Source organism: Pseudomonas sp. efr-133-TYG-5 (assembly GCF_030209175.1).
GTDB lineage: Bacteria > Pseudomonadota > Gammaproteobacteria > Pseudomonadales > Pseudomonadaceae > Aquipseudomonas.
The window spans coordinates 62,525-79,861 of sequence record NZ_JARVSM010000005.1 but is presented as its reverse complement, the minus strand read 5'-3'; the positions used below and the strand labels follow the sequence as shown (position 1 = coordinate 79,861).

General features: G+C 62.1%; 22 protein-coding genes and 1 pseudogene. 11 read left to right on the top strand and 12 right to left on the bottom strand.

Annotation, left to right across the window (positions count from 1 at the left end; genetic code table 11):
- Window positions 1-6: 6 nt before the first annotated feature.
- From QRN70_RS18825 to QRN70_RS18810, 4 genes are all read right to left on the bottom strand, one after another.
- The gene (locus QRN70_RS18825; protein WP_285419428.1) at window positions 7-948 is read right to left on the bottom strand and encodes a MerR family transcriptional regulator; all 942 of its coding nucleotides are present in this window, start codon (window positions 946-948) and stop codon (window positions 7-9) included.
- Window positions 948-1,910 (bottom strand): YbgA family protein, encoded by a 963-nt coding sequence (locus tag QRN70_RS18820; RefSeq protein ID WP_285419427.1) that lies wholly within the window; start codon window positions 1,908-1,910, stop codon window positions 948-950. Before QRN70_RS18820 ends, QRN70_RS18825 begins: the two co-directional genes overlap by 1 nt.
- 127 nt (window positions 1,911-2,037) lie before the next feature.
- Window positions 2,038-2,253: a TIGR02450 family Trp-rich protein gene (locus QRN70_RS18815; RefSeq protein ID WP_285419426.1), complete on the bottom strand. Its 216-nt coding sequence runs from the start codon at window positions 2,251-2,253 to the stop codon at window positions 2,038-2,040.
- Window positions 2,250-3,236 (bottom strand): NAD(P)/FAD-dependent oxidoreductase, encoded by a 987-nt coding sequence (locus QRN70_RS18810; protein ID WP_285419425.1) that lies wholly within the window; start codon window positions 3,234-3,236, stop codon window positions 2,250-2,252. Before QRN70_RS18810 ends, QRN70_RS18815 begins: the two co-directional genes overlap by 4 nt.
- A gap of 197 nt (window positions 3,237-3,433) precedes the next feature.
- On the opposite strand from QRN70_RS18810, the gene QRN70_RS18805 reads away from it, so the two are divergent.
- Both QRN70_RS18805 and hemH read left to right on the top strand, forming a co-directional pair.
- Window positions 3,434-4,336, top strand: a complete 903-nt coding sequence (locus QRN70_RS18805) for a TIGR01777 family oxidoreductase (protein ID WP_285419424.1) — start codon at window positions 3,434-3,436, stop codon at window positions 4,334-4,336.
- A 13-nt stretch (window positions 4,337-4,349) separates the two neighbouring features.
- Window positions 4,350-5,375, top strand: a complete 1,026-nt coding sequence (hemH, locus tag QRN70_RS18800; protein ID WP_285419423.1) for a ferrochelatase — start codon at window positions 4,350-4,352, stop codon at window positions 5,373-5,375.
- A 130-nt stretch (window positions 5,376-5,505) separates the two neighbouring features.
- Here hemH and QRN70_RS18795 read toward each other — a convergent pair whose 3' ends face one another.
- Window positions 5,506-6,780, bottom strand: a complete 1,275-nt coding sequence (locus QRN70_RS18795) for a uracil-xanthine permease family protein (protein WP_285419422.1) — start codon at window positions 6,778-6,780, stop codon at window positions 5,506-5,508.
- Window positions 6,781-6,782: 2 nt separating this feature from the next.
- Window positions 6,783-7,421, bottom strand: a complete 639-nt coding sequence (gene upp / locus QRN70_RS18790) for a uracil phosphoribosyltransferase (protein ID WP_285419421.1) — start codon at window positions 7,419-7,421, stop codon at window positions 6,783-6,785.
- Between the two features lie 165 nt (window positions 7,422-7,586).
- Here upp and QRN70_RS18785 point away from each other — a divergent pair, with 165 nt between their 5' ends.
- From QRN70_RS18785 to QRN70_RS18770, 4 genes are all read left to right on the top strand, one after another.
- Window positions 7,587-8,144, top strand: a complete 558-nt coding sequence (locus QRN70_RS18785; RefSeq protein ID WP_285419420.1) for a hypoxanthine-guanine phosphoribosyltransferase — start codon at window positions 7,587-7,589, stop codon at window positions 8,142-8,144.
- Window positions 8,145-8,147: 3 nt separating this feature from the next.
- Window positions 8,148-8,621 carry a WbuC family cupin fold metalloprotein gene (locus tag QRN70_RS18780; protein WP_285419419.1) on the top strand — a complete coding sequence of 158 codons (474 nt, stop codon included), beginning with the start codon at window positions 8,148-8,150 and terminating at the stop codon, window positions 8,619-8,621.
- Between the two features lie 119 nt (window positions 8,622-8,740).
- Complete coding sequence (locus QRN70_RS18775; RefSeq protein WP_285419418.1) at window positions 8,741-9,220, top strand: hypothetical protein; 480 nt, start codon at window positions 8,741-8,743, stop codon at window positions 9,218-9,220.
- A 63-nt stretch (window positions 9,221-9,283) separates the two neighbouring features.
- Window positions 9,284-9,571 (top strand): PA4642 family protein, encoded by a 288-nt coding sequence (locus QRN70_RS18770; protein WP_285419417.1) that lies wholly within the window; start codon window positions 9,284-9,286, stop codon window positions 9,569-9,571.
- 76 nt (window positions 9,572-9,647) lie between these two features.
- Here QRN70_RS18770 and mqo read toward each other — a convergent pair whose 3' ends face one another.
- Complete coding sequence (mqo, locus tag QRN70_RS18765) at window positions 9,648-11,156, bottom strand: malate dehydrogenase (quinone) (protein WP_285419416.1); 1,509 nt, start codon at window positions 11,154-11,156, stop codon at window positions 9,648-9,650.
- 735 nt (window positions 11,157-11,891) lie between these two features.
- Window positions 11,892-12,125: a hypothetical protein gene (locus QRN70_RS18760; RefSeq protein ID WP_039766297.1), complete on the bottom strand. Its 234-nt coding sequence runs from the start codon at window positions 12,123-12,125 to the stop codon at window positions 11,892-11,894.
- 204 nt (window positions 12,126-12,329) lie between these two features.
- Here QRN70_RS18760 and QRN70_RS18755 point away from each other — a divergent pair, with 204 nt between their 5' ends.
- Window positions 12,330-12,914, top strand: coding sequence for a YajG family lipoprotein (locus QRN70_RS18755; RefSeq protein WP_115984461.1), 585 nt, complete (start codon window positions 12,330-12,332; stop codon window positions 12,912-12,914).
- Between the two features lie 103 nt (window positions 12,915-13,017).
- Here QRN70_RS18755 and QRN70_RS18750 read toward each other — a convergent pair whose 3' ends face one another.
- The gene (locus QRN70_RS18750; protein WP_047296561.1) at window positions 13,018-13,224 is read right to left on the bottom strand and encodes a hypothetical protein; all 207 of its coding nucleotides are present in this window, start codon (window positions 13,222-13,224) and stop codon (window positions 13,018-13,020) included.
- A 193-nt stretch (window positions 13,225-13,417) separates the two neighbouring features.
- Here QRN70_RS18750 and QRN70_RS18745 point away from each other — a divergent pair, with 193 nt between their 5' ends.
- The gene (locus tag QRN70_RS18745) at window positions 13,418-13,696 is read left to right on the top strand and encodes a hypothetical protein (protein WP_285419415.1); all 279 of its coding nucleotides are present in this window, start codon (window positions 13,418-13,420) and stop codon (window positions 13,694-13,696) included.
- A 54-nt stretch (window positions 13,697-13,750) separates the two neighbouring features.
- Here QRN70_RS18745 and QRN70_RS18740 read toward each other — a convergent pair whose 3' ends face one another.
- Entirely contained in the window at window positions 13,751-14,914 is a 1,164-nt protein-coding gene (locus QRN70_RS18740; protein WP_285419414.1) for a 1-acyl-sn-glycerol-3-phosphate acyltransferase, read from the bottom strand.
- A 142-nt stretch (window positions 14,915-15,056) separates the two neighbouring features.
- Between QRN70_RS18740 and QRN70_RS18735 the strand changes: the two genes are divergently transcribed.
- The 3 genes from QRN70_RS18735 to QRN70_RS18725 are packed head-to-tail and all read left to right on the top strand — an operon-like array spanning window position 15,057 to window position 16,169.
- Window positions 15,057-15,239 carry a CPXCG motif-containing cysteine-rich protein gene (locus tag QRN70_RS18735; protein ID WP_096797159.1) on the top strand — a complete coding sequence of 61 codons (183 nt, stop codon included), beginning with the start codon at window positions 15,057-15,059 and terminating at the stop codon, window positions 15,237-15,239.
- Between the two features lie 9 nt (window positions 15,240-15,248).
- Window positions 15,249-15,509 carry a putative signal transducing protein gene (locus QRN70_RS18730; RefSeq protein WP_003228093.1) on the top strand — a complete coding sequence of 87 codons (261 nt, stop codon included), beginning with the start codon at window positions 15,249-15,251 and terminating at the stop codon, window positions 15,507-15,509.
- Between the two features lie 36 nt (window positions 15,510-15,545).
- Window positions 15,546-16,169 (top strand): SOS response-associated peptidase, encoded by a 624-nt coding sequence (locus QRN70_RS18725; RefSeq protein ID WP_285419413.1) that lies wholly within the window; start codon window positions 15,546-15,548, stop codon window positions 16,167-16,169.
- A 105-nt stretch (window positions 16,170-16,274) separates the two neighbouring features.
- On the opposite strand, the gene QRN70_RS27820 is transcribed toward QRN70_RS18725, so the two are convergent.
- Window positions 16,275-17,018: a methyl-accepting chemotaxis protein gene (locus QRN70_RS27820; RefSeq protein WP_502941621.1), complete on the bottom strand. Its 744-nt coding sequence runs from the start codon at window positions 17,016-17,018 to the stop codon at window positions 16,275-16,277.
- 111 nt (window positions 17,019-17,129) lie between these two features.
- Window positions 17,130-17,327: pseudogene (locus QRN70_RS27815) on the bottom strand (HAMP domain-containing protein); the annotation flags it as partial.
- Between the last annotated feature and the right edge of the window lie 10 nt (window positions 17,328-17,337).

Sequence of the window (17,337 nt, the reverse complement as noted above, 5' to 3'; positions counted from 1 at the left end):
CCGTCATCAAATCAGCCCACGCTCGATCAGCCCCTGATGCGCCGACAACGGGTCTGCGGCCAGGTACAAATCAGCGATCTCGGAAGTTGTTACGGACAACTCGGCGTGGTGGATGCATACCGTTGGTCCGGCAATCATTTTTGCGCAGCTGACGCCGTGCAGAAGTTTCGGCAATTGCGCAAGGTTCATGGCATTGCTGGAATACAGCAGTAGCCCACGGGCTTGCAGGTGATCGGTGGCCAGCGCCAGTTCACCGGGCGGCAGCGGCCAGTCGAACACCTGCACCGGGCAGTCGGCGCTGCTGATCAACCAGGCGCTGAGCCACAGGTGCGGTTCCAGCGGACGGTCCGAATGGTTGACCAACAGCAGCGGCGCGGTGCGCAACTGGCGGTTGTTATGGTAGATGCGTGCGCCGAATTTGCTGCGCAGCCAGGAATAAAAAAAGGTGCGCTCCATCTGTGCGCCGAACTGGCCCTGCCAGCGCTGTTCGAGTTCGTCGAGCAGGGGCATCAGCAGTTGCTCGCACAGCGTGCGCGGCGGATACAGCGCCATGGCCTGGTTGACCGCATCGTCGAGGCTGCGCTCGTTGAGCTGTGCGACGGCCGCCAGGGCGTTGTTACGCAGGGCCTGCCAATCGTTCTCCACCGGCTCGCTGAAGGCTTGCGGGGTGTCGAGCAACGGCTTGACCTGACTGACCGCGACGCCGCGATTGAGCCAGGTGAGGATGGTCAGGATGCGTTGCACGTGGTCGGCCGAGTACAGGCGATGCCCCTTGGGCGTACGCTGCGGCACAATCAACCCGTAACGACGCTCCCAGGCGCGCAGGGTGACGGCATTGACGCCGGTCTGCCGCGCCACCTCGCGGATCGGCAGCCAGCCCTCGTCGAGGGCTTTCTTGAAGTCGGCGCCGAGGTCTTCACGGGCGCTTGCATCGGTGGTGTCGTTCATCAAATGGCGTTTCGCAGGCTGAGGTTTTCCGGGTGCGGCTGCAGATAGACCTGCTGCGCAATGTACGGATCCGGGTGTTGACGAAAGTGGTGCTTGAGCAGCGTCAGCGGCACTACCAGCGGCACGATGCCGTGGCGGTACTGGCCGATGACGTGCTGCATTTCCTGTTTGTCTTCGGCACTGATCACCCGTTTCAGGTAACCGCTGATGTGCTGCAGGACGTTGCTGTGGGTACGGCGCGTGGCGCAGGTGCTCAGCGCCACCATCAACTGGCTGAAATAGCGCGGGCCGAGTTCGGCGGGATCGTGATTGCCCATGTTGCCGAGCATCGCGCCGAGGGCCTTGTACTGCACCGGGTTGTGGGCCATGAGCAGGTACTTGTAGCGCGAATGGAATTCGGTGAGGGCGCGGCGGCTGAGCCCTTGCTTGAGCAATTGCTGCCAGTCGCTGTAGGCGAAGACCCGGCTGATGAAGTTTTCCCGCAGCACCGGATCGTTCAGGCGTCCGGCTTCTTCCACCGGCAGGTCGGGATGCCGCGCACAGAACGCCCGGGCATAGATGCCGCGTCCGCCGCCGTTCACCGGGGCGCCATTGGCGTGATAGACCTTGACCCGCTCCAGACCGCAGGACGGCGACTGCTGCATGAAGATGTAGCCGCTGATGTCGCTGAGTTCGCCGGCCATTTGCTCGCCGTAGGCGGCCAGGGGCGCGGTGACGTCGATCTCGCGGTTGACCGTGCCGACGGCCTGCGGGCTGTCCGGGTCGCCGACCAGGCGGATCGGCTCGCGGGGAATGCCCAGGCCGATCGCCACTTCCGGGCACACCGGGACGAACTGGAAATATTCAGTGAGGGTGCGGCTGCACAGGCGTGATTCCTTGTGGCCACCGTTGTAGCGCACCTCGGCCCCCATCAGGCAGGCGCTGATGGCGATTTTTGGCGGGGTCGCGGGTTGGTCAGACATGCAAACACCTCGAATCTAAACCTGTACAGCGCGTTCGCGCTGTACAACATTCCTTCAGCATAGATTTAAAGGTGTACAAGTCAAATGTTTTGTACAAGATTTCTGTACAAGTGCTGCGGTACGACGTCTAGAGCCAGCCCATTCGCCAGCGCGAATCGTCCTGCAAGGCGCGCCAGTCGAGCTGTTCGCTGCGTTTGCTGAGAACCGCCTGCAACTCGATCTGCAGCACCGTGCCGTCCTCGTCACGCAGCAGTTCGGTGACCAGGAAATGCTTTTCGCGGTTTTGCGGCTGGGCTGCTGTCCATTTCGACAGCAGCAGTTTGCGCGGATTGATGCGGTTCACTGCAGGTGCTCGTGCAAGCGGCGGGCGGCTTCCTGGCCGCTGAGCCAGGCACCTTCGACGCGGCCGGACAGGCACCAGTCGCCGCAGGCGTACAGGCCCAGGTCGGCATCGGCGAGGGTGCCCCATTCGTGGCCGCTCGCCGGGCGGGCGTAGAGCCAGCGGTGGGCGAGGCTGAAGGTCGGGGCGGGCATGGCGCTGTGCAGCAGTTCGGCGAAGGCGCCGTGCAATTGCTCGATCACGGCTTCCTTGGGCAGGTCGATGTGCTGCCGGCTCCAGGCGCTGGAGGCGTGCAGCACCCAGGTGTCGCAGGTGGTGTCACGCCCGGGTTTGCTGCGGTTGCGGGCCAGCCAGTCGAGCGGGCTGTCCTGCACGAAGCAGCCTTCGATCGGGGTGTCGAGAGGCGTTTCGAAGGCGAGGGCGACGGCCCAGGTCGGCTCCATCTTCACCCCGGCGGCGGCGCCGGCGAGTTTCGGTGCCGCCGCCAGCAGCGCGGTGGCTTGCGGGGCCGGAGTGGCGATCACGACATGACTGAACGGGCCATGGGTGAAGCCTTCGGCATCCTGCAGGTGCCAGTGTTCTTCGCCACGAAAGACCTCGGTGATCCGGCAGGCGAAATGCACTTGCAGGCCATTGAGCAGGCCGCGGGTGATGGCGCTCATGCGTGGAGTGCCGACCCAGCGGGTCTGTTCGTCGGGGGACAGGTTCAGTTGTCCGCCGTGGAAGGTGTACAGCTGCGGCGTCCACTCGGCGACCCAGCCCAGGCTTTGCCAGCGTTGCACCTCGGTGACGAAGCGGCGGTCGCGGGCAGTGAAATATTGCGCGCCCATGTCCAGCGAGCCGGCATCGCTGCGCTTGCTCGACATGCGTCCGCCGCTGCCACGGCTTTTATCGAACAGTTGCACGGTGTGCCCGGCGTCCGTCAGGGCCTGTGCGGCGGAGAGTCCGGCGATGCCGGTGCCGATGATTGCGATAGGTACAGTCATAGGGGCCTCGTTTACCTTTCTGTACAGACTACGCCGTCGATGAAACCTGTACAATTTTGTTTTTTGGTATAACTTCTAGCGTTCTCGTTCTGACAGCTTGGCCTATGGTTAAACAATAGAGCCTGCCCGATAGAAAAGATCCCTGCTTATAAAAATAGACTAGTGATCCGGGTAAAACGCCACGCGAGGAAGATGTCATGCACATATTGCTGACCGGCGGTACTGGTTTGATCGGACGTCAACTGTGCCGGCACTGGCTCGGCCAGGGCCATCGACTGACCGTGTGGAGCCGGCGCCCGGAGAAAGTCGCGAAGATCTGCGGCGCGTCGGTGCGCGGCATCGTGCGTCTGGAGGATTACGGCGACGAGCCGCTGGATGTGGTGGTCAACCTGGCCGGTGCGCCGATTGCCGACCGGCCCTGGACGCATCGGCGCAAGGCGCTGCTGTGGAGCAGTCGCATCAGCCTGACCGAGTCGTTGCTGACGTGGCTGGAAACCCGCGCGCAGAAACCGGCGCTGCTGATTTCCGGCTCGGCGATCGGCTGGTACGGCGACGGTGGCGAGCGGGAACTGAGCGAGGATGCGCCCCCGGTCATCGACGATTTCGCCAGCCAGTTATGCGTCGCCTGGGAGGAAACCGCACAGCGCGCCGAAGCCCTGGGGATCCGCGTGGTGCTGGTGCGCACCGGCCTGGTGCTGTCGGCGGAGGGCGGCTTTTTGTCGCGCCTGCTGCTGCCGTTCAAGCTCGGCCTGGGCGGGCCACTGGGCAATGGCCGGCAATGGATGCCGTGGATTCATATCGATGACCAAATCGCCCTGATTGATTTTCTTCTGCACCGCGAGCAGGCCAGTGGTCCTTATAATGCGTGCGCGCCCAGACCGGTGCGCAATCGCGAATTCGCCAAGACGCTGGGCAGCGTGCTGCATCGCCCGGCGTTCATGCCGATGCCGGCTCTGGCGCTGAAAGTCGGGCTCGGCGAAATGTCATTGCTGTTGCTGGGCGGCCAACGGGCCACCCCGGCACGCTTGCTGGAGGCGGGGTTCACCTTCCGCTTCACGGATTTACGCGCGGCCCTGGACGATCTCTCCAGCCGCCTCTGAAATAGGACGTTGCATGACCGATCACGCCCTGCTGCTGGTCAACCTGGGTTCGCCGGCTTCCACTGCGGTGGCCGATGTGCGCCGCTACCTCAATCAATTCCTGATGGACCCGTACGTGATCGACCTGCCATGGCCGGTGCGGCGGCTGCTGGTGTCGTTGATTCTGATCAAGCGGCCCGAGCAGTCGGCCCATGCCTATGCCTCGATCTGGTGGGACGAAGGTTCGCCGCTGGTGGTGCTCAGCCGTCGTCTGCAGCAGCAGATGAAGGCGCAGTGGACCCATGGCCCGGTCGAGCTGGCCATGCGTTACGGCGAGCCGTCGATCGAGACAAGCTTGTTGAAGCTGGTCGCGGCGGGGCACAAGCGCATCACCCTCGCGCCGCTTTATCCACAGTTCGCCGACAGCACCACGACCACGGTGATCGAAGAAGCCAAGCGGGTGCTGCGCGAGAAGAAGCTCAATGTGCAGTTGTCGGTGCTGCAACCGTTCTACGACCAGCCGGAATACCTCGACGCCCTGGTGGCGAGCGCCAAACCGCACTTGCAGCAGGATTACGACCACCTGCTGTTGAGCTTCCACGGTTTGCCGGAGCGGCACCTGACCAAGCTCGATCCGAGCGGCAATCATTGCCTGAAGAATGAAGATTGCTGCAAGAACGCTTCGCCGGCGGTGCTGGCCACCTGTTACCGCGCGCAATGCCTGCGTACAGCGGCGCTGTTCGCGCAACGCATGGGTTTGCCGGACGGTAAGTGGTCGGTGTCATTTCAGTCGCGGCTGGGCCGGGCGAAATGGATCGAGCCCTACACCGAAGCGCGGCTGGATGAACTGGCGAAAAGCGGCGTGAAGAAGATTCTGGTGATGTGCCCGGCGTTTGTTGCCGATTGCATCGAGACCCTGGAAGAGATCGGTGATCGCGGCAAGGAACAGTTCCGCGAGGCGGGGGGAGAGGAACTGGTGCTGGTGCCGTGCCTGAATGACGACCCGCAATGGGCGAAGGCGCTGGCCACCCTCTGCGAACGAGCGCCCCTGGCTCTTTGATGATCGTCGATGATTGATCGTTCCCACGCTCCGCGTGGGAATGCAGCCCGTGACGCTCCGCGTCACTGGACGCGGAGCGTCCCCTGAGGCATTCCCACGCAGAGCGCGGGAACGATCTTGAAGCTAAGGCTTAGATCAGCGGCTCATCCGCCTTCTTCTGCTTCCAGCCGTCATTGCCCGGCAGCAACAGGTTCAGCGCAATCGCCACCACCGCGCACAGCGCGATGCCTTTGAGGCCGAAGTCGTCCGGGCCGGTGCCGGTGCCGACCAGCACGCCGCCGATACCGAATACCAGGGTCACCGAGACGATCACCAGATTGCGCGCCTCGCCCAGGTCGATCTTGTGGCGGATCAGGGTATTCATCCCCACCGCGGCGATCGAGCCGAACAACAGGCACAGAATCCCGCCCATCACCGGCACCGGAATGCTCTGCAGCAGGGCGCCGAACTTGCCGATGAACGCCAGGCTGATGGCGAAGATCGCCGCCCAGGTCATGATTTTCGGGTTGTAGTTCTTGGTCAGCATCACCGCGCCGGTCACTTCGGCATAGGTGGTGTTGGGTGGACCGCCGAACAGGCCGGCCGCCGTGGTGGCGATGCCGTCACCGAGCAGGGTGCGATGCAGGCCCGGCTTCTTCAGGTAGTCGCGACCGGTCACGCTGCCCACGGCGATCACGCCGCCGATGTGCTCGATGGCCGGAGCCAGTGCCACCGGAACGATGAACAGGATCGCCTGCCAGTTGAACTCCGGCGCGGTGAAGTTCGGCAGGGCGAACCACGGTGCAGCGGCGATCTTCGCCGTGTCGACCACGCCAAAGTAGAACGACAGGGCAAACCCCACCAGCACCCCGGAGATGATCGGCACCAGGCGGAAGATGCCTTTGCCGAACACCGCCACGATCAATGTGGTCAGCAGTGCCGGCATCGAGATCAGCATGGCGGTCTGGTAGTGGATCAGCTCGGAACCGTCGCCGGCCTTGCCCATCGCCATGTTGGCGGCAATCGGCGCCATGGCCAGGCCGATGGAGATAATCACCGGGCCGATCACCACGGGCGGCAGCAGTCGGTCGATGAAACCGGTGCCCTTGATCTTCACGGCCAGGCCAAGGAAGGTGTAGACGAAACCGGCCGCCATCACGCCGCCCATGGTCGCGGCGAGGCCGAACTGGCCCTTGGCGAGAATGATCGGGGTAATGAAGGCGAAGCTCGACGCGAGGAACACCGGCACCTGACGGCCAGTGACGATCTGGAACAGGATGGTTCCCAGACCTGCGGTGAACAGTGCCACGTTCGGGTCAAGGCCCGTGATCAGCGGCATCAGCACCAGGGCGCCGAAAGCCACGAACAGCATCTGTGCGCCGGACAGCACCGTGCGCCAGAGCGGATCGTTGAACTCTTGCTGCATGCTCACGCGTCCTTCTGCTTGGTGCCGAAGATCTTGTCACCGGCATCGCCAAGCCCTGGGATGATGTAACCGTGTTCGTTCAGTTTCTGGTCAATGGAAGCGGTGTAGATGGTCACGTCCGGGTGAGCCTTCTCGACGGCGGCGATGCCTTCCGGCGCAGCCACCAGGACCATCGCGCGGATGTCCTTGCAACCGGCCTTTTTCAGCAGGTCGATGGTCGCGACCATGGAGCTGCCGGTGGCGAGCATCGGGTCGATGATCATGGCCAGGCGTTCGTCGATTTCCGGAACCAGTTTTTCCAGATAGGTGTGGGCCTGCAGGGTTTCTTCGTTGCGGGCCACGCCCACGGCGCTGACCTTGGCGCCCGGGATCAGGCTCAGCACGCCTTCGAGCATGCCGATGCCGGCGCGCAGGATCGGTACCACGGTAATCTTCTTGCCGGCGATTTTCTCCACCGACACGGTGCCGCACCAGCCTGGAATATCGTAGGTTTCCAGGGGCAGGTCTTTGGTGGCTTCATAGGTCAACAGGGCGCCGACTTCCTGAGCGAGCTCGCGGAAATTCTTGGTGCTGATATCTGCACGGCGCATAAGGCCAAGTTTATGACGGATCAGCGGATGGCGGATCTCGAGGATGGGCATGGGAAAGGCTCCGGCGGCGGGCAAAAAAACCGGCCTAGATTAATCTATCCGAGGGTGATGTCCTATAGGACATACAGTACGTTAGTCCATAAAGGCTTGATTCGGCCGTTGCGGATGCGTACCTTTGCCCGCTTTTCCGAATCCGACACCCCCCTGGAGAGCGCCATGTCCGCTGATCTCGAGCATATCCGTCAAATCATGCGAGAGGCTGACTGCCTGTACACCGAAGCTGAAGTCGAGGCGGCCATCGCCCGCGTCGGTGCACAAATCAACGAACAACTGGCTGACAGCAACCCGGTGGTGTTCTGCGTGATGAACGGCGGCCTGATCTTCTCCGGCAAACTGCTGACTCATCTGCAATTCCCGCTGGAAGCGTCCTACCTGCACGCGACCCGCTATCGCAACGAAACCAGCGGCGGCGACCTGTTCTGGAAAGCCAAGCCGGAAGTCTCGTTCATCGACCGCGACGTGCTGATCATCGACGATATCCTCGATGAAGGTCACACCCTGGGCGCGATCATCGATTTCTGCAAACACGCTGGCGCCCGTGCCGTGCACACCGCCGTGCTGATCGACAAGGATCACGACCGCAAGGCGCGGCCTGACCTCAAAGCCGATTTCGTCGGCCTGCCGTGCGTCGACCGCTATATCTTCGGTTATGGCATGGACTACAAGGGCTATTGGCGCAACGCTAACGGCATCTTCGCCGTCAAAGGAATGTAAACAATGAGCACACCGGGCTTTCTTGATCAAACGCTGTTCGCTGAATTGGCCGAGAAAGCTGCGGCCAGTCCGCGCGGACGCCAGCACCACAACTTCCACCAGATGGAAGAGGCGTGTCATCGCATGGCGGTGGGGCTGCAACCGAGCACTTATATTCCGCCGCACCGCCATCTGGGTGAGAACAAGGCGGAAACGTTGCTGGTGCTCAAGGGCCGGTTGGGTCTGCTGATCTTCGACGAAGCCGGCAATGTGGTGACCAAGCGGATTCTCCAGGCTGGTGGCGAGTGCGTCGGTGTGGATCTGCCGACCGGCGTTTTCCATGGCCTGGTGGCCCTGGAAGCCGACAGCCTGATGTTCGAATGCAAGGCCGGGCCGTATCGTCCGGTCGGTGCCGGCGAATTGGCTCACTGGGCGCCGCGTGAAGGCGAGCCTGGCGTGGCCGAGTATCAGGCCTGGATGCGCGCGCAGTTCGATTGAGCCGAGGCGGGAACAGCAAAGGCGCAGGCTGCGGACAATCGCAGGCTGCGCTTTTTTTTGCTGTGCAGGACGGCGCAAAACCCGTGCTAGAGTGCTGGGCCTCGCTTTCGGAGCCCGTCATGAGCCTATTGATCCGTAGCTTTGTCGCCCTGGCGCTGACCGTCAGCCTGCCCCTGGCCGCCGCGCCGATGCACAGCCAGTTCCTGCCACCGGACGATCTGACCCTGCGCGATGCCGAGCCGGAGCAGCAGCAATTGCTCCAGGTCACCGACTATTCGGTGGTGGTCGGTGCCCAGCGTCAGTCCAATCAGCAGCCGATCCCGGTGACCTCGCCGTTGATGATCCGCCTCAAGGGCAAATCGCTGAACAAGGGGGCGACGATCAGTCAGGTGCTGGTCAATTTCGACGGCGAAAGCAAAAGCCTGAAGAAGCCGGTCTATGACGACAAGAGCAAGACCCTGACCCTGTTCTATCCGCTGGCCCAGTACCGGGTAGTGATCGATCTGCTGCGCAACGATACCGTGTACGTGCAGTTCCTCAGTTATGCCAACGGCCACATCTGGGCCGATCTGCACACCGGCAGCACGCGCTCGCGTTGAGCCCGGCGCCCGGGCAGGGGTAAACTGCCCGCCCCGTGAAATATCTGCGAGCTGGAGTCGGCAATGCGTAAAGACAAGAAACAAGTGATTGGTGACGAGATCGGCGATGAGCAGATCAAGCTGTTTCTCGATTTTGAACCGGTCGATGCCACTTCGCCGTCGCTGCACAAACTGGTCAAGGCCTATCGCGGCCTGCGGATCGACGATTTCGAGCGGTTCCTGACGTTCTTCGTCGCGGCCGGCTATGACGTGGATGGCAAGGACGAGCACGGCCAGACCTTTGTCGACCAGATCAAGGATCAGCGCAACGCCGCCGAGTACATCGAGCTGATCGACAAGGCCCGCGGCTGAGCCCTTCTGCTTTTTCAAGGCTGTAAAAAAACGCCCCGCACTCATTGAGTGCGGGGCGTTTTTTCATGCCGCGAGATCAAGCGAAGCTTGGGGTCTCGCTGCTTTCTTCCACCAGTTCCAGGGCGATGTTGTTCTGCGTGTTGATCTTGCGATACAGCGCAGCATCGGTTTCCAGGACCTTCTCGCGGGCCGGGAAGATCTCGGCCAGTTTGGCCGCCCACTCACCCTTGGCCTTGGCCGGGAAGCATTTCTCGATCAGCTCGAGCATGATCGAAACGGTTACCGAGGCACCTGGCGAAGCGCCGAGCAGGGCGGCGAGCGAGCCGTCCTTGGCCGCGACCAGTTCGGTACCGAATTGCAAGATGCCGCCCTTTTTCGGATCTTTCTTGATGATCTGCACCCGTTGCCCAGCCACTTCCAGGCGCCAGTCTTCGGCTTTCGCCTGCGGGTAGAAACGGCGCAGGGATTCCAGGCGCTGTTCCATCGACTGCATCACTTCGCTGACCAGGTATTTGGTCAGGTCCATGTTGTTTTTCGCCACGGCCAGCATCGGCCCGATGTTGCTGGCGCGCACCGACAGCGGCAGGTCCATGAACGAACCGTGCTTGAGGAACTTGGTGGTGAAACCGGCGTATGGCCCGAACAGCAGGGATTTCTTGCCGTCGACCACGCGGGTGTCCAGGTGCGGCACGGACATCGGTGGCGAACCCACGGCAGCCTGGCTGTAGACCTTGGCCTGGTGGTGCTTGACCACTTCCGGGTTGTCGCAACGCAGCCACTGGCCGCTGATCGGGAAGCCGCCGAAGCCTTTGCTTTCCTCGATACCCGACGCTTGCAGCAGCGGCAGGGCCGCGCCACCGGCGCCGAGGAAGACGAATCTGGCGTCGACTTCACGGCTGCTGCCGCTGTTGACGTCCTTGATGCTGACGGTCCAGCCGTTGGCGTTGCGCTTGAGGCCGGTCACGCGCTTGCAGTACTTGACCTGGGTGTCCGGCGCGCTGGTCAGGTGCTTGAGCAACTGATTGGTCAGGGCGCCGAAGTTGACGTCGGTGCCGTTCATCACGCGGGTCGCGGCGAGCACTTCGTCCGGCGAGCGGCCCGGCATCATCAGCGGCATCCACTCGGCCATCTTGGCCTTGTCTTCGGTGTATTCCATGTCGGCGAAGGCATGGTGCTTGCGCAGCACCTCGCAACGCTCCTTGAGGAACGACACGCCTTTGTCACCCTGCACGAAGCTCAGGTGCGGCACCGGGCTGATGAAGGATTTGCACGAGCCGAAGGTGCCTTTCTTGGTCAGGTACGACCAGAACTGCTTCGACACCTCGAACTGGGTGTTGATGTGCACGGCTTTCTTGATGTCGACGCTGCCGTCGGCCGCCTGCGGGGTGTAGTTCAGCTCGCACAGCCCGGCGTGGCCGGTACCGGCGTTGTTCCAGGGGTTGGAACTCTCCGCGGCACCGGAATCCATCAGCTCGACGACTTCCAGCTTGATCGCCGGGTCGAGCTCCTTGAGCAGCACTGCAAGGGTGGCACTCATGATGCCGGCCCCAACCAGAACTACGTCGACTGCTTCGTTATGCGCCATTTAACGCGTCTCCAAAATCTGCAGCACCAAATTGTCGGCATGGCTGCCAGGCGTTCCGGGGCAGGTCAGTGGGCCCCAGGTAACGACGGTCAGGTTCGCCATGTCCGAATCTTCGCAATTTTTCGCAACTTCGACGGATGCATGCGGCCTGGCTTGAGAGTTACATGAACTCATTTCAGCACGTGGCTGGCAATTCGACTTATGGTCGAGACATCCGTTTGTGCAACCAAATCCGTAGCGGACAGGCTTCAGGCTCCGGTATTCGAGGCGTACCCGGTCCTGTGTCGTTGGGCTGTTTCAGACGCTAATGGTGCATGTTCAGACGCAAAACTATTCATTTGCTCGCCACACTCTTGTGAAGTTGTGAAAACCCGTTTTTTTCACGCTCTTTTGAAGACGTGAACCTCAAAAAGGGCTGTCCCGGCTGGGCACCGTGCCCGGATGGATTGCCGCCATGGGATACATGACCGGCAAAACGGGCAAACAGCTCAGTGACCGAGCGTAATGACAGCTCTGCAGATTCGCGAAAAGCGGGGATTTGCCAGGGAAACAGCAAGCACGCCAGCTTCACTCGATCTGTGTGGGCGGCTCTCTGTGGGCGATTTTGGATGCCAATGCAAGCGCATTGACGCTGTTGCGGGGCCCGATCAGGAGACGTCCTTATAATCGGGGGGAGATTGTATCGAAGAAATGCGCGGAGTTGGTCGAGTTTAATGACTTTTATTAGGCATCCGGTCAGATGCTCAACATCGCCTGGGCCCGTGCGCGTGGGCGCTGCTGTTCGACGCGGGCGCTGGCGGGCAGTGGCTGGTGCAGCCAGTTGAGACGGATTTCCTCGATTTCCACCCAGCCATCGCCCATCGGTTGCAGGCTGCACTGTTTGAACGCCTGACAGTGGCCGTTGCGATCGAGCAGGGCGAAGCTGCGGTGCAGCGGACGCGGGGCAAACAGCGAGATCAGATAACGCATGGCGAAGTACCTTGTTGGGGAACTGCGTGCAGGTTGCCCACCGGCCGTGACGCGTACGTGTATGGGCAGTGAACAATCTGTGACAGGAACCGCATTCAGCGGGGTTTGTCAGACATTTCAGTATTCACTGTGCGGCGCTGGTTACCCGCAGTGGCCCACCGCTATACTGCCGGCCTGTCTGTGCCTGATTCTGGAGAGAAGAGCATGTTGCAACGCCTGTTGTTCGGTTTGATCACTGTGACCAGTTTGACCCTGGTTGGCTGCGCCCACAGCCCGCAACAACTGAGCCCGGAACCGAAGCTGACCACCCAGCTGGCCCCGGTCGGCCACGGCCAGCAAGTGGTCGTGCGGGTGGTGGACGGTCGTCCGTCGCCGACCCTCGGCACCCGTGGCGGCCTGTATCCGGAAACCAGCGCGATCACCGTGCAGCGCGAGCAGATCCTGCCGAAGTTGCAGGCCCAGGCGGAAGCCGCGGTACGCCTGCTCGGCTTCACCCCGACCAGCAACGCGATGAACGCGCCGCAGCTGACCGTGACCCTGACCGAGCTCAAGTATCAATCGCCGAAAGAAGGCATGTACGTGACCGAAGCCACCATCGGTGCGACCTTCCGCTCCGACGTGCAGAGCGGCAACCGTCGCTACAGCGGCCGTTACGGTGCGTCGCTGGACCAGCGTTTCGGCATGGCGCCGAACCAGGAAACCAACACCAAGCTGGTCAGCGACGTGTTGAGCGATGCGCTGACTCGCCTGTTCAAGGATCCGACCGTGGGCCAGGTCCTCGCCGAGTAAGCAGTCGGTTGATGTGAAAAAGCCCGGAGCCAGTGATGGCTTCGGGCTTTTTTGTGGCCAGGTACTTTGAATCCTGCACACATCACTCAGGGCTGGTGTTTGTTCAGGCAGCCTGGGAATAGAAGTCGAGGACGCTGACGCCGGTCAGCAGATCGGTCTCGGGCAAATCCGCATGCTGATGCCCACCCAGCGCGCAATACACCAGCCAATGGCGGTCCTGGACATTGAAGGCGAGGCTGCCGACGAGACTCTGCTGTTCGTCGCTTGGGGTGATGAGGTAGAGGCGGTCCTGATTTTCGGCGTGAAGCATGTCGCGTTCCATGTGTGTTTCGAGGCGCGCATGGTGGCCGATGTAAATGACGAAGGCGTGACACAGGACAGCCATCGGTCGATTCTCGGGTTATTTGTCGCAAAGGGTAGGGCAGGTGGGGAGTGGTTCGGTACAATCCGCGCCGCGGTCGTCGGTCCGGCGTTCGCCACACCGGTTTAGCTTGAGGTCTGTGATGTCGCTGCACTTGATGACGCTGTTTACCGCCCATCCCGCCAAATTGATCAACCTGCTGGCCCTGGCGTTCGCCTTCCCCGGCAGTTGGCTGCTGCATGCCACCCGGCGCCGCGAACAGCGCGCCATGGCCAGCATCGCTGCGCAGCGCCAGGCCCAGCCGAACGCCGAACCGATTCTGGATTGGGCGACCTTGCGCATGAACCGCTTTTTCTACCGCTTCGGCTTTGCCTGCCTTGGCCTGGCCCTGATCGTTTCCTGGATCAGCACGCGCTTCTGAGCGCAAAAGATCGTCCGAACCGGGTTCGGACGATCCTCCGAGCAGGCCGTTGGCTTACAACGGCAACCCCGCCTTGACCCGGTACTGATTGCGCACCGGCGTCGCATATTGCAGCACCAGGTACGGACGGTGCTCCTCAGGGCAGGCGTCCAGCCGGCTCTGCCATTCTTCCTGCGCCTTGGCCAGTTCGTCGGCCGGGAACACCTCGGCGGCCTTCGGCACGTTCAGTTGCGGGTCGGCATCGGCCCACTGTGCATACGCCAGGTAATGCACCGGGAACAGTCGGTAGCCGCCGAGGATCTGTTTGTCCATCTCGACCGCCAGTTGCTTGGTGTCTTCGAACAGCTCGGTGATCGGCGCGGCGAAGTTCACGTGCACCCGACCCTTGTAGCCGGTGATGCCCTTGGCGATGCTCACGTCATCCTCGCCCGGTGCCTTGGTGTAGGTGCCGGTGGTGGCGCGGATGTACAACTCGCGAGCCTTGGCCTGGTCGCACGGGTCATATTCGTAGCTGATCGACACCGGGGTCAGGTTCAGCGACTGAATGACCTCGCCGAACGGCTCGTCCTTGCGGCTCATGTGGAACATCTTGAGGATCGCCGACTCGGTACGGTCGTCGCCGTCCTTGGCCCGGCCTTCGGCCTGGGCGATCCAGATCGAAGCGCAATCGTTGCGGATCGAATGGTTGATGTACGCCGACAGCAGCTGATAGGCGGCCATTTTCTCGCGACGTCCGGTGATCGAGCGGTGCACGATGAAGCTCTTGTTCAGGCGCATCAGGTCGCTGACGAAAGGCTTTTGCAGCAGGTTGTCGCCAATCGCGATGCGTGGGGTCGGCAGGCCGGCGTGGTACACGGCGTAGTTGACGAAGGCCGGGTCCATGACGATGTCGCGGTGGTTGGCGATGAACAGGTAAGCGCTGCCGGACTTGAATTGCTCGACACCGGTGTAGGTCACGCCATCGGTGGCGCGCTCGATGGTGTGGTCGACATAAAACTCGACCTTGTCCTGCAAAGTCGCCACCGAGGTCACGTCGGCGAACTCACGACGCAGCCGATGGGCTATAAGAGGTTTGAGCATCCAGCCGAAGGCACCGGCAAAACGCGGGAAGCGGAAGTGGGTGAGGATATCTAGAAACGCCTTGTCGCCGAGCAGTCTTGCCAGTACCGCAGGTACTTCGCTGTCGTCGTAAGGTCGGATGGCATCGAATTCGCCCATCATGCTCTCTTGTTGGAAACGGCTAGGGTAAGTAAAGGTTTTGATCGAAAACCAACGGGGCACGGTCTGAAAAAGTAGCCAGACAAAAATAGCCCTGCAAATAGACCGGCGATTATACGCACAAGTCACCCGGGAGACCGCGATGCTGGAAAGCGCACTGTATGAATGTCCGTATTGTGGTGAAGAGGTCGAGACGACGGTGGATTTGTCCGCAGGCGACCAGACCTATATCGAGGACTGTCAGGTGTGTTGTCGACCGATCACGTTTGTCTTGCAGGTGCATGGCGAGGATTGGTTTCTGGAAGTGTTCAGCGAAAACGAATGAGGGGCGCCCATGCAGCGAATCTACGAGCCGGAAAACCTGATGGAAGGCGAGATGCTCAAGGGCATGCTCGCCAGCGAAGGCATCGAGGCGCATCTGGTGGGCCGCGATCTGCTCGGCGGCACCGGCGAGTTGCCGATCTTCGGCCTGTTGGGCCTGTCGGTGGAAAACGACCAGGCCGAATACGCCCGCGAACTGATCACCGCGTACAATGCCGCGCTGCCGCTGCCCGGCGATGAACCGGAGAGCTTCCCCGGTACGCTGGTCTGTTAGGCTGGCGTTCGTTTTATTCCTGAGTCGTGTTGCCCCATGTGTGGACGTTATGCCCTGTTTCGCTGGAACCGCGATTTCGCGGCCCTGCCAGGTTTTCCCGCCGATCAGCTGGCGCAGTGGAACATTTCCCCGAATGATTCGGTGCTCATGCTGCGCGCCGAGCCCGACGGCCAGCGCACGCTGGCCCGCGCCCGCTGGGGACTGACGCCGCCATGGCTGACCGACCTGTCGCGCACGCCGGCGCATGCCCGGGCGGAAACCGTTGCCGAACAACCGATGTTTCGCGAAGCCCTGCGCCTGCGGCGTTGCCTGCTGCCGGCCAACGGTTTCTACGAGTGGCGCGGCACCCAGCGCAAACGCCCCTATTGGCTGACGCCGGGGGAGGGCTCGTCGCTGTTCTTCGCGGCAATCTGGGAAGCCTACCCGGTGCAGGAGCAGGTGTGGCTGAGCACAGCGGTCATCACCCAGCCGGCGGCCAGTCAGCGTCGGCCGTTGATTCTCGATGAGGCCGGGCAGGCGGCCTGGCTCGATCCCGCCACGCCGCTGCATGTGCTGCAGGGTCTGCTTGCCAGCGAACCCGCCGTTTTGCGCGAGCGGGTGCTGGCGAATCTGGTCAACGATCCGAAGCTCAACGGGCCGGAGTGCCTGACCCCGGCTTGATGTGATGCTGTGCCAACCTCTTCGCGAGCAAGCCCGCTGCCACAGGTTTTGTGAACAGCGCAAAATCACTGTGGGAGCGGGCTTGCTCGCGAAGGGGCCTTTGCATCAGACCTTGAACTGATTGATCAGGCGCCGCTGCTGTTCCGCCAGTTTGGTCAGGTCGGCACTCGCCGAACTCGACTCATCCGCGCCGCCCGCCACCTCATTGGCCACCTGGCCGATGTTGATCACGTTGCGGTTGATGTCGTCGGCCACCGCGCTCTGTTCCTCGGCGGCGCTGGCAATCTGGGTGTTCATGTCGTTGATCACCGACACCGCCTGGGTGATGGTTTCCAATGCTTCCGCCGCCTTGGCGGCGTGCTGCACGCTTTCGTCGGTGCGGTTCTGGCTGTCTTCCATGACCCGCACGACATCGCGGGTGCCCTGTTGCAGTTGCTGGATCATGCTCTGGATTTCTTCGGTGGCCTTCTGGGTCTTCTGCGCCAGATTGCGCACCTCGTCGGCGACCACTGCAAACCCGCGCCCCTGCTCGCCGGCACGCGCCGCTTCGATGGCCGCGTTGAGTGCCAGCAGGTTGGTCTGCTCGGCGATCCCGCGAATGGCGGTGAGGATCGCGTTGATGTTTTCGCTGTCCTTGGCCAGGTTCTGCACCACGTCCACGGCCTTGCTGATTTCCACGGCGAGTGCGCCGATCGAATTGGAGGTGTCACGCACGATCTGCATGCCCTGGCTGGCGGCCTGATCCGCGTGGCTGGCCGCTTGTGCAGCCTGGGTTGCGTTGCGTGCGACGTCCTGCGCGGTGGCGGTCATTTCCTGCACGGCCGTGGCGACCTGATCGATCTCGGCCATTTGTTTCTGCACGCCGATGTTGGTACGAATGGCGATGTCGGCGGTGTGTTCCGATGAATCGCTGACGCTCTGCACCGACGTCACCACCTGCGTAATCATCGCCTGCAATTTGCCGAGGAAGGTGTTGAAGCCCTTGGCGATCGAACCCAGTTCGTCGCTGCGGTCACTGCTCAGGCGCCGGGTCAGGTCGCCTTCGCCCTGGGCGATGTCATCGAGCATGGTCACCATCTGCTTCAGCGGCCGCGCGATGCCGTGGCCGACCAGCCAGATCACCAGCAAGCCCAGGCCGGCGATGAGCAGGCCGACCATGGCCATGCCG

Bases quoted from the DNA above. Each gene is read 5' to 3' on its own strand.
- QRN70_RS18825 (WP_285419428.1), bottom strand. From the start codon at position 948: ATGAACGACACCACCGATGCAAGCGCCCGTGAAGACCTCGGCGCCGAC.
- QRN70_RS18820 (WP_285419427.1), bottom strand. From the start codon at position 1,910: ATGTCTGACCAACCCGCGACCCCGCCAAAAATCGCCATCAGCGCCTGC.
- QRN70_RS18810 (WP_285419425.1), bottom strand. From the start codon at position 3,236: ATGACTGTACCTATCGCAATCATCGGCACCGGCATCGCCGGACTCTCC.
- QRN70_RS18805 (WP_285419424.1), top strand. From the start codon at position 3,434: ATGCACATATTGCTGACCGGCGGTACTGGTTTGATCGGACGTCAACTG.
- hemH (WP_285419423.1), top strand. From the start codon at position 4,350: ATGACCGATCACGCCCTGCTGCTGGTCAACCTGGGTTCGCCGGCTTCC.
- QRN70_RS18795 (WP_285419422.1), bottom strand. From the start codon at position 6,780: ATGCAGCAAGAGTTCAACGATCCGCTCTGGCGCACGGTGCTGTCCGGC.
- upp (WP_285419421.1), bottom strand. From the start codon at position 7,421: ATGCCCATCCTCGAGATCCGCCATCCGCTGATCCGTCATAAACTTGGC.
- QRN70_RS18785 (WP_285419420.1), top strand. From the start codon at position 7,587: ATGTCCGCTGATCTCGAGCATATCCGTCAAATCATGCGAGAGGCTGAC.
- QRN70_RS18780 (WP_285419419.1), top strand. From the start codon at position 8,148: ATGAGCACACCGGGCTTTCTTGATCAAACGCTGTTCGCTGAATTGGCC.
- QRN70_RS18775 (WP_285419418.1), top strand. From the start codon at position 8,741: ATGAGCCTATTGATCCGTAGCTTTGTCGCCCTGGCGCTGACCGTCAGC.
- QRN70_RS18770 (WP_285419417.1), top strand. From the start codon at position 9,284: ATGCGTAAAGACAAGAAACAAGTGATTGGTGACGAGATCGGCGATGAG.
- mqo (WP_285419416.1), bottom strand. From the start codon at position 11,156: ATGGCGCATAACGAAGCAGTCGACGTAGTTCTGGTTGGGGCCGGCATC.
- QRN70_RS18760 (WP_039766297.1), bottom strand. From the start codon at position 12,125: ATGCGTTATCTGATCTCGCTGTTTGCCCCGCGTCCGCTGCACCGCAGC.
- QRN70_RS18755 (WP_115984461.1), top strand. From the start codon at position 12,330: ATGTTGCAACGCCTGTTGTTCGGTTTGATCACTGTGACCAGTTTGACC.
- QRN70_RS18750 (WP_047296561.1), bottom strand. From the start codon at position 13,224: ATGCTTCACGCCGAAAATCAGGACCGCCTCTACCTCATCACCCCAAGC.
- QRN70_RS18745 (WP_285419415.1), top strand. From the start codon at position 13,418: ATGTCGCTGCACTTGATGACGCTGTTTACCGCCCATCCCGCCAAATTG.
- QRN70_RS18740 (WP_285419414.1), bottom strand. From the start codon at position 14,914: ATGGGCGAATTCGATGCCATCCGACCTTACGACGACAGCGAAGTACCT.
- QRN70_RS18735 (WP_096797159.1), top strand. From the start codon at position 15,057: ATGCTGGAAAGCGCACTGTATGAATGTCCGTATTGTGGTGAAGAGGTC.
- QRN70_RS18730 (WP_003228093.1), top strand. From the start codon at position 15,249: ATGCAGCGAATCTACGAGCCGGAAAACCTGATGGAAGGCGAGATGCTC.
- QRN70_RS18725 (WP_285419413.1), top strand. From the start codon at position 15,546: ATGTGTGGACGTTATGCCCTGTTTCGCTGGAACCGCGATTTCGCGGCC.
- QRN70_RS27820 (WP_502941621.1), bottom strand. From the start codon at position 17,018: ATGGCCGAGATCGATCAGGTCGCCACGGCCGTGCAGGAAATGACCGCC.